Source organism: Streptomyces sp. NPDC107654, from assembly GCF_055639035.1.
The window spans coordinates 241240-254198 of sequence record NZ_JBVKBI010000002.1; the positions used below are offsets into that span (position 1 = coordinate 241240).

Annotated in this window: 12 protein-coding genes; 3 read left to right on the forward strand and 9 right to left on the reverse strand. The window is 74.4% G+C overall.

Going from position 1 to position 12959, the window contains the following annotated elements:
* Nucleotides 1-38: 38 nt before the first annotated feature.
* Nucleotides 39-2618, reverse strand: a complete 2580-nt coding sequence (pepN, locus tag ACZ7N4_RS04170) for an aminopeptidase N (protein WP_471353527.1) — start codon at nt 2616-2618, stop codon at nt 39-41.
* A 112-nt stretch (nt 2619-2730) separates the two neighbouring features.
* On the opposite strand from pepN, the gene ACZ7N4_RS04175 reads away from it, so the two are divergent.
* Nucleotides 2731-3207, forward strand: a complete 477-nt coding sequence (locus ACZ7N4_RS04175) for a DUF1203 domain-containing protein (RefSeq protein WP_471353530.1) — start codon at nt 2731-2733, stop codon at nt 3205-3207.
* Between the two features lie 97 nt (nt 3208-3304).
* Here the strand turns inward: ACZ7N4_RS04175 and ACZ7N4_RS04180 are convergent, their stop codons facing one another.
* The 4 genes from ACZ7N4_RS04180 to ACZ7N4_RS04195 form a co-directional block, all read right to left on the reverse strand.
* Nucleotides 3305-3532, reverse strand: a complete 228-nt coding sequence (locus tag ACZ7N4_RS04180) for a hypothetical protein (RefSeq protein ID WP_471353532.1) — start codon at nt 3530-3532, stop codon at nt 3305-3307.
* 295 nt (nt 3533-3827) lie between these two features.
* The gene (locus tag ACZ7N4_RS04185; protein WP_471353534.1) at nt 3828-4739 is read right to left on the reverse strand and encodes a LysR family transcriptional regulator; all 912 of its coding nucleotides are present in this window, start codon (nt 4737-4739) and stop codon (nt 3828-3830) included.
* Nucleotides 4740-4969: 230 nt separating this feature from the next.
* Nucleotides 4970-5926 (reverse strand): DMT family transporter, encoded by a 957-nt coding sequence (locus ACZ7N4_RS04190; protein ID WP_471353536.1) that lies wholly within the window; start codon nt 5924-5926, stop codon nt 4970-4972.
* A gap of 71 nt (nt 5927-5997) precedes the next feature.
* Nucleotides 5998-6954: an EamA family transporter gene (locus tag ACZ7N4_RS04195; RefSeq protein WP_471353539.1), complete on the reverse strand. Its 957-nt coding sequence runs from the start codon at nt 6952-6954 to the stop codon at nt 5998-6000.
* A gap of 129 nt (nt 6955-7083) precedes the next feature.
* Between ACZ7N4_RS04195 and ACZ7N4_RS04200 the strand changes: the two genes are divergently transcribed.
* Nucleotides 7084-7584, forward strand: coding sequence for a MarR family winged helix-turn-helix transcriptional regulator (locus ACZ7N4_RS04200; protein ID WP_471353541.1), 501 nt, complete (start codon nt 7084-7086; stop codon nt 7582-7584).
* Between the two features lie 12 nt (nt 7585-7596).
* Here ACZ7N4_RS04200 and ACZ7N4_RS04205 read toward each other — a convergent pair whose 3' ends face one another.
* On the reverse strand, nt 7597-9117 hold the full coding sequence (locus ACZ7N4_RS04205; protein WP_471353543.1) for an FAD-dependent monooxygenase: 1521 nt from the start codon (nt 9115-9117) through the stop codon (nt 7597-7599).
* 255 nt (nt 9118-9372) lie between these two features.
* Between ACZ7N4_RS04205 and ACZ7N4_RS04210 the strand changes: the two genes are divergently transcribed.
* Nucleotides 9373-9930, forward strand: a complete 558-nt coding sequence (locus tag ACZ7N4_RS04210; RefSeq protein ID WP_471353545.1) for a TetR/AcrR family transcriptional regulator — start codon at nt 9373-9375, stop codon at nt 9928-9930.
* Nucleotides 9931-10098: 168 nt separating this feature from the next.
* Here ACZ7N4_RS04210 and ACZ7N4_RS04215 read toward each other — a convergent pair whose 3' ends face one another.
* The 3 genes from ACZ7N4_RS04215 to ACZ7N4_RS04225 form a co-directional block, all read right to left on the reverse strand.
* Nucleotides 10099-10380, reverse strand: coding sequence for a hypothetical protein (locus ACZ7N4_RS04215; RefSeq protein WP_471353548.1), 282 nt, complete (start codon nt 10378-10380; stop codon nt 10099-10101).
* Nucleotides 10381-10461: 81 nt separating this feature from the next.
* The gene (gene malQ, locus ACZ7N4_RS04220; protein ID WP_471353550.1) at nt 10462-12678 is read right to left on the reverse strand and encodes a 4-alpha-glucanotransferase; all 2217 of its coding nucleotides are present in this window, start codon (nt 12676-12678) and stop codon (nt 10462-10464) included.
* Complete coding sequence (locus ACZ7N4_RS04225) at nt 12679-12930, reverse strand: hypothetical protein (RefSeq protein ID WP_471353551.1); 252 nt, start codon at nt 12928-12930, stop codon at nt 12679-12681.
* Nucleotides 12931-12959: the final 29 nt, after the last annotated feature.

Sequence of the window (12959 nt, forward strand, 5' to 3'; positions counted from 1 at the left end):
GCCAGCGGCCGGGCGCCCCTTCTGCGTCGTGGTGTCGGCTACTCGGCGGAGCCCGCCGCCTCGTCCGCCGCCTGGGCCTTCAGGGCGCGCTCGATGCCCGCGCGGGACTCCGAGACCAGGCGGCGCAGGGCCGGGGTCGGGTCGGCCGAGGACAGCCAGGCGTCGGTGCTGGCCAGGGTGGCCTCCGAGACCTGGATCGCCGGGTAGAGGCCGACGGCGATCTGCTGGGCCATCTCGTGCGAGCGGGAGTCCCAGGCGCCCTTGACGACCTCGAAGTACCGCTCCGTGTAGGGCGCGAGCAGCTCCCGCTGGTCCGTCTGGACGAAGCCGCCGATCACGGCCTCCTGCACGGCGTTGGGCAGCTTGTCGGAGTCGACGACCGAGGACCAGGCCTCCGCCTTCGCCTCCGGCGTCGGGCGGGAGGCGCGGGCGGTGGCCGCGTGCCGCTCGCCGGCCGCCGTCTTGTCCCGCTCGTACTCGCCGGCGATCTCCGTCTCGTCGTACCGGCCGACGGCGGCGAGTCGCTCGACGAACGCCCAGCGCAGCTCGGTGTCGACGGCCAGGCCCTCGATGGTCTGCGTGCCGTCGAGCAGGGCCTCCAGGAGGTCCAGCTGCTCCGGGGTGCGGGCGGTGGCCGCGAAGGCGCGGGCCCAGGCCAGCTGGTGGTCGCTGCCCGGCTCGGCCGTGCGCAGGTGGGCCAGTGTGGCGTCGGTCCAGCGGGTGAGCAGGGACTCGCGGGCGGCCGGCGCGGCGTACAGGTCGATGGCCAGCTTGACCTGGCGGTGCAGGGACTGCACCACACCGATGTCGGACTCCTTGCCGATGCCGGACAGCACCAGGGAGAGGTAGTCGCGGGTGGCCAGCTCGGCGTCCCGGGTCATGTCCCAGGCCGATGCCCAGCACAGGGCGCGCGGCAGGGACTCCGCGAAGTCGCCGAGGTGCTCGGTGACGACCTTCAGGGAGTCCTCGTCCAGGCGGACCTTGGCGTAGGACAGGTCGTCGTCGTTGAGGAGGATCACCGCGGGGCGCGGCCTGCCGGTCAGCTGCGGTACGGCGGTCAGCTCGCCGTCGACGTCCAGCTCGATCCGCTCCGTGCGCACCAGCTTGCCGGCGTCGGAGAGGTCGTACAGGCCGATGGCGATGCGGTGCGGGCGCAGGACCGGCTCGCCCTTGGCGCCGGCGGGCAGCGCCGGGGCCTCCTGGCGGACGGCGAACGAGGTGATCGTGCCGTCCGCGTCCGTCCGCACCTCCGGCCGCAGGACGTTGATGCCGGCCGTCTCCAGCCACTTCCTCGACCAGGTCTTCAGGTCACGGCCGGAGGTCTCCTCCAGCGCGCCCAGCAGGTCGGACAGGCGGGTGTTGCCGAACGCGTGCCGCTTGAAATAGGCCTGGACGCCCTTGAAGAACTCGTCCTCGCCGACGTACGCGACCAGCTGCTTCAGCACGCTGGCGCCCTTGGCGTAGGTGATGCCGTCGAAGTTGACGAGCACGTCGTCCAGGTCGCGGATGTCCGCCATGATCGGGTGCGTGGACGGCAGCTGGTCCTGCCGGTACGCCCAGGTCTTCATGGAGTTGGCGAACGTCGTCCACGAGTGCGGCCAGCGGGAGCCGGGCGCGGAGGCCTGGCAGGCGATGGAGGTGTAGGTGGCGAACGACTCGTTCAGCCACAGGTCGTTCCACCACTCCATGGTGACCAGGTCGCCGAACCACATGTGGGCCAGCTCGTGCAGGATGGTCTCCGCGCGGACCTCGTACGCCGCGTCGGTCACCTTGGACCGGAAGACGTACTGGTCGCGGATGGTGACCGCGCCCGCGTTCTCCATGGCGCCCGCGTTGAACTCGGGCACGAACAGCTGGTCGTACTTCTCGAACGGGTAGGCGTAGTCGAACTTCTCCTGGAACCAGTCGAAGCCCTGCCGCGTGACCTCGAAGATCGCGTCGGAGTCCAGGAACTCGGCGAGCGAGGGCCGGCAGTAGATGCCGAGCGGCACGGACTGGCCGTCCTTCTCGTACACGCTGTGCACGGAGTGGTACGGGCCGACGATCAGCGCGGTGACGTACGTCGACATCCGCGGGGTCGGCGCGAAGGACCAGACGTTGTCCTTGGGCTCCGGGGTCGGCGAGTTGGAGACGACGGTCCAGCCCTCGGGTGCCTTCACGGTGAACCGGAAGGTGGCCTTCAGGTCGGGCTGCTCGAAGGAGGCGAAGACGCGGCGGGCGTCCGGGACCTCGAACTGCGTGTACAGGTAGGCCTGCTCGTCCACCGGGTCGACGAAGCGGTGCAGGCCCTCGCCGGTGTTGGTGTAGGCGCAGTCCGCGACGACCCGCAGGACGTTGCGGCCCTCCAGCAGCTCCGGCAGCGCGATCCGCGAGTCCGCGAAGACCTCGGCGGGGTCCAGCTGGTCGCCGTTGAGGACCACCTCGTGGACGGTCGGGGCCACCAGGTCGATGAACGACTCGGCACCGCCGCGCGCCACGTCGAAGCGCACCGTGGTCACGGACCGGTAGGTACCGCCCTCCTGCGCGCCGGAGAGGTCGAGTTCGATCTCGTACGAGTCAACGGTGAGCAGCTCGGCCCGCTGCTGCGCCTCTTCGCGAGTCAGGTTTGTGCCAGGCACGCGGTCATCTCCTCGTTATGTGTCGGTTGCGCCATCCTTCCATGGGATCAACAGGGAACGCGATGTCCGGTTCCCGCCGGTGCGCACGGCGCCGGGGCGGGACGCTCGGGGTATGACGACCCACATCCCACGTCCCATCGAACCGGCCGTCCTGAAGGAACTGCGGACCACCGACGACGCCGGCCGTCCCATGACCGCGGTGACCGACGAGGAGGGCGGCGCTCCGCTGCGCTGCTGCCTGCGCCGCAGCGAGCCCGGCGAGCGGATCGCCCTCGTCTCCTACGCGCCGCTGCGCCGCTGGGCGGCGGACACGGGCGCCGACCCCGGCGCCTACGACGAGCAGGGCCCCGTCTTCGTCCACGCCGAGGAGTGCCCGGGCCCGGCCGGCGACTCCCTGCCGTTCACCAACGCCCACCGCGTCCTGCGCCGCTATTCGTCCGCCGGGCACATCCTCGGCGGCCGGCTGGTGACGGACGCGGACACCTTCCGGCCGGCCCTGGCCGAGGCCTTCGCCGATCCGGAGGTGGCGCTGGTGCACGTGCGGGCGGTGGAGTACGGCTGCTTCCTGTACGAGGTGCGGCGGGGTTAGGCCCCCCGGCATGCCGGTGCCGGGCGGGCAGTCGGCCCGCCCGGCACCGGCGGCCGGGTCAGCGGTTGTGTCAGCGGTCGGGGGCCGCGTCGGGCGCTCAGCTGACGACGATCACCACGACACCGCCGCCGAAACCGAAGCCGGGGACGAAGCCGGTGCGGAAGCCGTTGTTGAAGCAGTTGCCCCAGCAGCCGTGATGGGTGGAGACCTGGGTGGGGGTGGTCGCGGCCGAGGCCGTGCCCGCCGTGCCGATCGCGGCGCCACCGGCAAGGAGGACGCCGGTCGCGGTGGCCGCGAGGAGACGCCTCACGCGTTGTGCTTTCATGGGCCTACCTTTCTTCCACGCCCTCGCGGGTTTCCGGTGCGGGGCGATCGCCGCGGCCGCGGGGATCGGGCGGCGCGGTCGTAGGTGTTGCCGCGGGGGGACGAGCAGCGGGCCTGCGCCACATCGGCTGTCGGCCCCGGTGGACGGGGCACTCGCCGCCGGCGGCGGGCACACCCCTGATCGCGGTCCTTTCCCTTCACGCTAGCCGCCCTTCGGTGACTCAGCATCTCGGGCCCGCTTCCCGGCTGTCGTGCCACGGAGAGACGGGCGAGCCCGCCGGACCCGGTCCGCGCGCTCAGTCCTCGGCCCCCAGGCGCTGCGCCGCGTGGCGCAGGGCCCGCAGGACCCGGGCGGTCGCCGGGGCGTCGGCGGCGCCACGGCGCACCGCTGCCACCACGTGCCGTACGGGGCGGTCCGCGCCCAGTTCCCGGAGGACCACGCCCGCTCCTCGGCCGGCCGCCGTCCTCGGGACCAGGGCGACGCCCATCCCCGCCTCCACCATGGCCAGGATCGCCGTCCAGCCGGAGGCGGAGTGCCCTCGGCGGGGGCTGAAGCCGGCCGCCTCGCAGGCGCGCCGGGTGATGTCCGACCAGGGGCCGCTGCCGCCGAAGATCCAGGACTCGGCGGCCAGGTCGGCGAGGGTCAGGCCGGGGGCGGAGGCCAGGGGGTGGTCCGGGGGCAGGGCGACGTCCAGCGGGTCGGCGAGGAGCGGGACGCGGGTGAAGCGGGCATCGGCCGCACCGGGGGCCCCGGCCGCGAGGGACAGGGCGAGGTCGACCTCGCCGGCCGCCAGCAGGTCGTAGGCCTCGGCGGCCTCCGTCTCCCGGACCCGTACGGTCACCCGCGGATGCGTCGCGCGCAGGGCCCGTACGGCCGGTACGACCAGGGCGGGGACGGCGGTCGGGAAGGCGCCGACGCGGACCTCCCCGGCCTCGCCGTGCGCGTACGCCGCGAGGGCCGCGTCGGCCCGCTCCAACTGCTCGAACACCGGTTCCGTGTGGGCGAGGACCAGCCGGGCCGCGTCGGTGAGCCGGACCCTGCGGCCGTGTGCCTCCAGCAGGGGCACGCCGAGCTGGGCGGCGAGGTTGGTGAGCTGCTGGGAGACCGCGGACGGGGTCATGTGCAGGGCCTCGGCCGTCGCGGTGACCGTGCCCCGTTCGCGCAGGGTGCGCAGGATCCGCAGCTTCCTCAGGTCCCACTCGGCCATGCCCGCACGGTACCCGCCGCCGCCAGACCGCCGCGGCGCGCCCTCGCGGACGCCGGGGCACGGCCTCGCCGACGCCGGAGCACGCCTGGCGGACGCCGGGGCACGGCCTGACGGACGCCGGAGCACGGCCTCGCGGACGGCGGAGCACGGCCTCGCGGACGGCGGAGCACGGCCTGACGGACGCCGGAGCACGGCCTCGCGGACGGCGGGGCACGGCCTCGCGGACGCCGTCAGTGACGGGAGCCCGCGCCCAGCACGACCCCGGCCAGGATCAGCGCCAGGCAGAGCAGATGCGGCCATCCCGTGTGCTCGCCGAGCAGCGCCCAGGACAGCAGGGCCACGCACACCGGCTGGAGGTGGTAGACGATGCCGGCGCGGGTGGCGCCGATCAGGGCGACGGCCTTGTTCCAGGCGAAGAAGGCGAGCGCGGAGGAGGCCACGCCGACGTAGAGGAGGGGCAGGACCGTACCGGGGGCGGGGTGGAAGCCGCCCTGCACGGCGAGGCTGACGGCCTGCGCGGGCAGCAGCAGGACGGTGCCGGCGAGGAACGTGGTGAACAGGAAGGCGCTGCCGCCGAGTTCGGCCGGCCGGCGGCGCAGCAGCGCGCTGTAGCCGGCGAAGCAGCAGGCGGCGGCGAGCATCCACAGCCCGCCGGCCGTGAAGTCCGCGTCTCCGCCGAGGAGCAGGGCCACGCCCGCGCAGGCCGGCAGCAGCCCGGCGGTACGGCGCGCCCCCAGCCGTACGCCGCCCAGCCGCTCCAGCACCGCCATGAGCACGGGCGAGGCCGCCATGATCATGCCCATGGTGGCGGCCGGGGTGGTCAGACCGGCCTGGTTGACGAGGGTGTTGTACACGGCCACGCCGAGGAACGAGGCGAGGAGGACGTACCGGGCGTGCCGGCGGAACAGGTGCCGTTGCCGCCAGGCCTGCCGGGCGCCGAAGGGAGCGACGGCGACCAGTGCGATCACCCAGCGCCAGAAGGCGTGCTGGACGGGCGGGACGCTGTCGTGCAGCCCGCGCGAGGTGACGAAGCTGCCGGACCAGACGACCGTGGCGAGCGCGGCACAGACCAGACCGAGGAACGGGGCGGCGGCCCGCCGCTCCCCTGGCCGGGGGGCGGGGCGGGCCGGTGAGTGGGGCACGGTCGCGGCGGGGGCAGCGGGGGTCTGGTGCGCGGCTGCGGTCACAGGGGGGCCTTCCGGGGCGTCTTCGTCGGCTGGGGTCGTCGGCCGGTGGGGCTGCGCCGGCCGAGGCGCCTCTACCGTCGCAGCGCCGGAACTGTCAGGTCCATCGAATCTTCCCGATCGTTCTTTTCAGTTGAGCTGAACGGTCGCGACTTCCGCTCCCCGCCGAGCTGCCCGGCCAGCGTCGCCCCGAACGCCAGCGCCATGCCCGCCACCTGCACGGCGGTGAGCGCCTGTCCGAGGGCGGCCCAGCCGACGACCGCCGCGGTCAGGGGGGAGAGCGGGCCGAGGAAACCGGCCTGGGTGGCGGTGAGCCGTCCGATCCCGCGGAACCAGAGCCAGTAGGCGACGGCCGTGTTGGCCAGGGCGAGGTAGAGGTAGCCGCCGACGGCACGGCCGTCGAGGGCCGGCGGGGCACCCTCCACCAGGAGGGCGACCGGCGCGATGAGCAGGCCGCCCGCGGTGAGCTGCCAGCCGGTGAGCGTCAGTGGGCCGACGCCCTCCGGCCGGCCCCAGCGCTTGGTCAGCACGGTGCCGGTGGCCATGGCACCGGTGGAGGCGAGGGCCGCGAGGACGCCGACGAGATCGAGCGCGCCGGCCCCCTTCAGCACGACGAGACTGACTCCGAACGCCGCCGCCAGCCCGGTGAGCAGCGTGCGCGGCTCGGGCCGCCGGCCGAGCAGCAGCGCGGAGAGCCCGACGACGAACAGCGGCCCGACCGAGCCGACGACCGCGGCCATCCCGCCGGGCAGCCGGTACGCCGCGACGAACAGCAGCGGGAAGAACGCCCCGATGTTCAGCACCCCGAGCACCGCCGCCTTGGCCCACCACACCCCGCGCGGCAGCACCCGGGTGAGGGCGAGCAGCAGCAGTCCGGCGGGAAGGGCGCGCATCAGGGCCGTGAACAGGGGCCGGTCCGGCGGCAGGAACTCGGTGGTGACGGCGTAGGTGGTGCCCCAGGAGACGGGGGCGAGGGCGGTGACGGCTATGACGGCGGTGGTGTTGCCGCCGGCCGTGCGGGTGGTGGTCATGGCGGGCCCCTTCCACTGAGGCGTTTTCGGTGAGGCCGAGTGGGTCAGCGGTAAGTAGCTTAGTGCTAAGCTACTTATTTGCAAGTGACTTTCTTGCGGTCGAGCGGACGGAGACCGATACTTCTCCGCATGCAGCAACAGCCGGCGGACGCCGTGGACGCGATCATCGAGCAGTGGGGCCGGGTGCGGCCGGACCTGGACACCCGGGCGATGGAGGTGTTCGGCCGGATCTTCCGGCTCTCACGCGCGATGGGCGACCGGATGGAGCGGGCGTACAAGTCCTACGGCATCTCGCGCGGCGAGTTCGACGTCCTGGCCACCCTGCGCCGCTCCGGCGAGCCGTACACCCTCTCGCCCCGCGAACTGTCGGCCACCCTCATGCTCACCACCGGCGGGATGACCGGCCGGCTCGACAAGCTGGAGCGCGCCGGCCTGCTGCGCCGCTCCCCCGACCCGCACGACCGGCGCGGCCTGAAGGTGACCCTCACCGAGGAGGGGCTGCGGCTGATCGACGAGGCGGTGGGCGCCGGCCTGGCGGCGGAGGGCGCCGCCCTGTCCGCCCTGGACGCCGAAGAGGCCGGCCACCTGGCCGGCCTGCTGCGGAAACTGCTGGACGCGACGGCCGAGTAGCCGTCACGGGGTTCAGCCGACCACGTCACGCGTGACGCCGACCGCGCCGAGGTGGCGGGCGAGAGCCTCCTCGGTCTCCGCGGGGGTGGCCGAGTCGGCGGCCCAGGCCGCGTATCCGTCGGGGCGCACCAGCACGGTCGTACGGCGGCCGCTCGCCCAGCGGGCCACGGCCAGCCGGTCCGCGCGGCCGGCTCCCGCCTCGTACGGCTCCGGGGTGATCAGCACGAACCGTCCGCCGCGCAGCGCCTCGTGGAGCCGGCCGCCGTCCGCGAGGGCGACGTCGGGGACACGGGTGCCGGTGAGGCGGTGGGCGCCGCGCGGGGCGGGGTAGCGGAGGCCGATGCCGGTGATCTGGCCGACGGCCTTGCGCCGCGCGGGGCCGACCCGGTCGAGGAACGCGGTGAGTGCCGCACGCGCCGCCAGCGTCCAGGGCCGCTTGGCCATGGCGAGGCGGACGATCCCGCCGCTGCTGCGCAGCACCGCCCGTCCGACGGGGTGCCGCTCGGCCTGGTAGGTGTCGAGCAGCCCGGGATCCGCGTGCCCGCCGGCCACCGCGGCGAGCTTCCAGCTCAGGTTGGCGGCGTCCTGGAGCCCGGTGTTCATGCCCTGGCCGCCGGCCGGGGTGTGCACGTGCGCGGCGTCCCCGGCGAGGAAGACCCGGCCGACCCGGTAGGCCGGCGCCTGGCGCTCGTCGCTGTGGAAGCGGGACATCCAGCGGGCGTCGTGCATGCCGTAGTCCCGGCCGAGGGCGAGACGGGTGATCTCCTTGATCTCGGCGAGGTCCAGCGGCTCGTCGTCCGGGACGTCGTGGCCCCGGTGCCAGCCGATCACCCGGTAGTAGCCGTCACCGAAGGGCGCGAGGAAGGCGAAGGCGTCACCGACCGCGTTGACGGTGAGCACCGTCGGCGGCTCCTCCGCGAGCCGGACGTCGGCGAGCACGACGGACCGGATCACCGACCGGCCCGGGAAGGGCAGCCCGATCGCCTGCCGCACGGCACTGCGCATGCCGTCGGCGCCGACGACGTACGCGGCCCGCAGCGACTCCGTCCGGCCTTCCGGCCCCCGGACCTCGACCGTCACCCCGTCCGCGTCCTGGCCGAGCCCGGTCAGCTCGGTCTCGTACCGGAACTCCGCCCCCGCCTCGACCGCCCGCCGCTCCAGCGCCTTCTCGACCTCGTACTGCGGCAGGACCAGGAGGTGGCGGTAGCGGGAGGGCAGGCGGGACAGGTCGAGGCTGAGCCGGCCGAACAGGCGGAGCCGGTCGAGGGGCTGGCCGGCCGACTCCAGGCCGTCGGCGAGGCCGCGGGCGTCGAGCTGTTCGAGGGTGCGGGCGTGCAGGACGAAGGCGCGGGAGAGGTTGCTGATCTTCTGCGGGCGCTTCTCCAGGACGGTGACAGGGATGCCGGCGGTGGCGAGGTCACCCGCGAGGAGGAGACCGGTGGGGCCGGAGCCGACGATCAGGACGCGGTGCGTGGGGGTGGTGCGGCCGGCGGTGTGACGGGCGGTGCCGGTGGTTCCGGTGGTGCCGTTCATGGTGGCCTCCTGGGGTGCCAACGCCCGTTGGTCAACTGATGTTGGTCGACACATGTTGGTCAACACATGTTGGTCAACGCTTGTTGGCAACGGTAGGGCGGGGTGGAGGGGCGTGTCAACACCTGTTGGCAAACAGGTGTGGGCCTACGTCCGGAGGCCCACGGCGGCGTCATGTCGTCCGCCAAGTCACCCCTGGCCGCTACCCCTCTCAGGCACGCTTGTGGGGCCAACGCCCGTGGGCCTACGCTTGTTGGCATGCCAGCACGCCGCTCCGACGCCACCCGTACCGCCATCCTCACCGCCGCCCGCGAACGCTTCGCCGCCGACGGGTACGAGCGGGCCACCATCCGGGCCATCGCCAAGGACGCGCGGATCGACCCGTCCATGGTCATGCGGTACTTCGGCAGCAAGGAGGGGCTGTTCGCCACGGCCGTCGCGCTCGATCTGCGGCTGCCGGACCTGACAGGGGTCCCCCGCGGCGAGGTGGGCCGCACGCTGGTGGGCCACTTCCTCGATCTGTGGGAGGAGAACGAGGAGCTGACCGCCGTGCTCCGGGTCGGCGCCGGCAGCCAGGCGGGGGCCGAGCGGATGCACGGCGTCTTCCGGGAGCAGCTGCTGCCTGTGGCCCGGCAGGTGTGCCCGGACCCCGAGCAGGTCCCCGCGCGGGCCGCGCTGTGCGCCGCCCAGCTGCTCGGCCTGGCCCTCACCCGCTACGTACTGCGCCTGACACCGGCCCGGGAACTGCCCCGCGAGGAACTGCTGGCGTGGCTGGGGCCGACCGTCCAGCGCTATCTGACGGCACCGAACCCCTGAGCCGGCACCGGACCCCTGAGCCGCCGGCGCCGTCGACGGGCACAGCCCAAAAAACCGGGGCGTCGGTCACCCCTGCGGGGTACGACGCGTGGACGTACCGGCGGGAGGGTGAGCGACGCCCCGGCGAGGAGACCGTGGGGCCGACGGACCGTCGGGCCCAGGGGCCGGTCAGGCCTTGGCGCGGGCCTCGGGCTTGATGTTGATGTTGGACGAGGTGGTGTCCTTCCTGGCCTGGGAGCGGTCGAGGACCATCACCAGTCCGGCGATGACCAGGAACAGCACGACCGGGAGAATGACGTAGAGGCCCAGCGTCTCGATGACGCTCAGGCCCTTGCCGGGGTCGTCGCCGTCGTCGCGGGTCAGCGCGAGCGCGGGGGACGACATGAGCAGCATCATCAGCGTCGTACCGGCGGCCAGGGCGCCGGCGCGCAGGGCGTTCTTCTTGTCCACGGAAATCAAGTTAGCGAACCGGTGTCGGGGCCGCGCGCCCGGGGTGCCCAACAAGGCCGCCCCGGGAGCTTGGGCGTCGGGTCAGCGTGGGGCCGTCGGCCCGGTGCCGGGCGGCCGGAGTACGTCCAGCAGGGCCCGTAGCCGCGGTGAGGCGACCAGTTCCTCCAGCGGCACGGGCCGGCCGTCGGAGTCGGCGACGGGCAGGCGCCAGTTCGGGTACTGGTCCCAGGTGCCCGGCAGGTTCTGCGGACGGCGGTCGCCCAGGCCGTCCGGGAGCCAGACGCCGATCAGCCGGGCGGGGGTGCGCAGCAGGAAGCGGTGGACGGCGCGGATCTCCTCCTCCTCGTCGGAGCCGGGCGGTCCGGCCGCCGGGCTGTCCAGCAGACCGAGGCTGCCGAGCAGGGCGAGCCACTCGGCGGCGTCGGCGGTGGCCTCGGCGCGTTCCTCGGCGGCCGATCGGGTGAGCAGGCCGAGGCGGTCGCGCAGGTCGACGTGATCGCCGGTGAGCCGGGCGGCGGTGGGCGGCAGGTCGTGGGTGGTGGCGGTGGCCAGGCAGTCGGCGCGCCAGTGTTCGGGCGGCAGGGGGCGGCCGTCGCCCTCCCAGTCCCGTTCGAACCAGAGGACGGAGGTGCCGAGCAGCCCGCGCCGCTGGAGCGTCTCGCGCACACCGGGCTCCACGGTGCCGAGGTCCTCGCCGATCACGACGGCCCCGGCGCGGGTCGCCTCCAGGGCCAGGAGGGCGAGCATGGCCTCGGCGTCGTAGTGGACGTAGGTGCCGTCGGTGGGCGGGCTGCCCTGGGGTACCCACCAGAGCCGGAACAGGCCCATGACGTGGTCGATGCGCAGGGCGCCGGCATAGCGGAAGAGGGCGCGCAGGAGGTCGCGGTAGGGGGCGTGGCCGGTGGCGGCGAGCCGGTCGGGGCGCCAGGGCGGCAGGCCCCAGTCCTGGCCGCGGGCGTTGAAGGCGTCGGGCGGGGCGCCGACGGACGTGCCGGCGGCGAACACGTCCTGCTGGGCCCAGGCGTCGGCGCCGGCCGGGTGCACGCCGACGGCGAGGTCGTGCACGATCCCGATGGGCATGCCGGCCTCGCGGGCGGCGCGCTGGGCGGCCCGGAGCTGTCCGTCGGTGAGCCAGGCGAGGCGGGCGTGGAACTCCACGCGGTCGGCGAGGCCGGACCTGGCGCGCGCGGTGGCGGCCGAGCGGGGGTCGCGCAGGCCGTCCGGCCAGCGGTGCCAGTCGGAGCCGTGGAGTTCGGCGAGGGCGCACCAGGTGGCGTGGTCGTCCAGGGCCTGGCCGTGGGCGGCACGGAAGGCGTCGTAGGCGGCCTGGCGGCCGGGGCCGAGGGGGACGGCGAGGACCTGCTCCAGTGCCTCCCGCTTCAGTTCCCAGACCGCGTCCCGGTCGATGAGCGCGCCCTTGTCCAGGACGGCGGCGCGCAGCCGCCCGGCCCGTTCCAGCAGCGCGCCCAGCCGCTCGCGGTCGTCGGCGTAGGCGAACTCGGGGATGTCCTCGATCCGCAGGTGGACGGGGTCGGGGAAGCGGCGGGAGGAGGGGCGGTACGGGGAGGGGTCGGTGGGGGCGCCGGGTACGGCCGCGTGCAGCGGGTTGACCTGGATGAACCCGGCGCCCGCGGTGCGTCCGGCCCAGCCGGCCAGTTCGGCGAGGTCGCCGAGGTCGCCCATGCCCCAGGAGCGGCGGGAGAGGAGGGAGTACAGCTGGACGAGGAGGCCGTAGGAGCGGCCGGGCGGGGCGGGCAGCCGGTCCGGGGCGACGACGAGCCAGGCCTCTCCGGTGCGCCCGTCGGGTGCGGTGGCGGTCAGCCGGTGGACGCCGAGCGGGAGGTCCGCGATCAGGGCCCCCGCCTCCCCGACCGGTTCCTCCCCGACCGGTTCCTTCCCGGCCCGTTCCTTCCCGGGCCGTTCCTCCGCGACCCCGGCCCGTACCTCCGCGACCCGTTCCTCCCCGTCCTCGGTCTCGACCCGGAGCCGGGTGCCGACGGGCAGGGCGGTGAGGGCGGCGGGGACGGTGGGGGCGGCGGCCGGATCCGCGGAGGACCACTGGACCACCGTCGGTGGCAGCAGGCGCTCGCGCAGTTCGCGTTCGCGGGCGGCGAGGGCGGTGCGGACGGCGTCCGGGCCGGTGGCGTCGACGCCGAGGGCGGCCAGGGCGGCGGTCACGGCGGAGGCGGGGACCTGGACGGTACGGTCCGGGGCGGGGCGGTAGGAGGTGGCGACGCCGTGCAGCTCGGCGAGCCGGGCGAGGTCCTCCGCTGAGTGCTCGTCGGGCACCGCGGCCATCTACAGCCCCGGCGCGTAGAAGTCCGGGACCGGCTCGGACTCGCTGGTCAGCGGGGCGGCCTCGGCGAGCGGGGGTTCACTGGTCAGGGGGGCGGCCTCGGGCAGCGGCGGCTCGCTGGTCAGCGGTGCCTGGGCGCAGGCGCTCTCGGCGCTGAACACGCACAGCGCCGCCTGGTCGGTGTCGGCGGACGGCTCCGCCACGGGTTTCCACTGGGACTGGGCCGGGATGGAGAGTCGAGCCGGTGCGGCCACGGGGGCCTCCTTGTCGGTGTGGGGGTGCT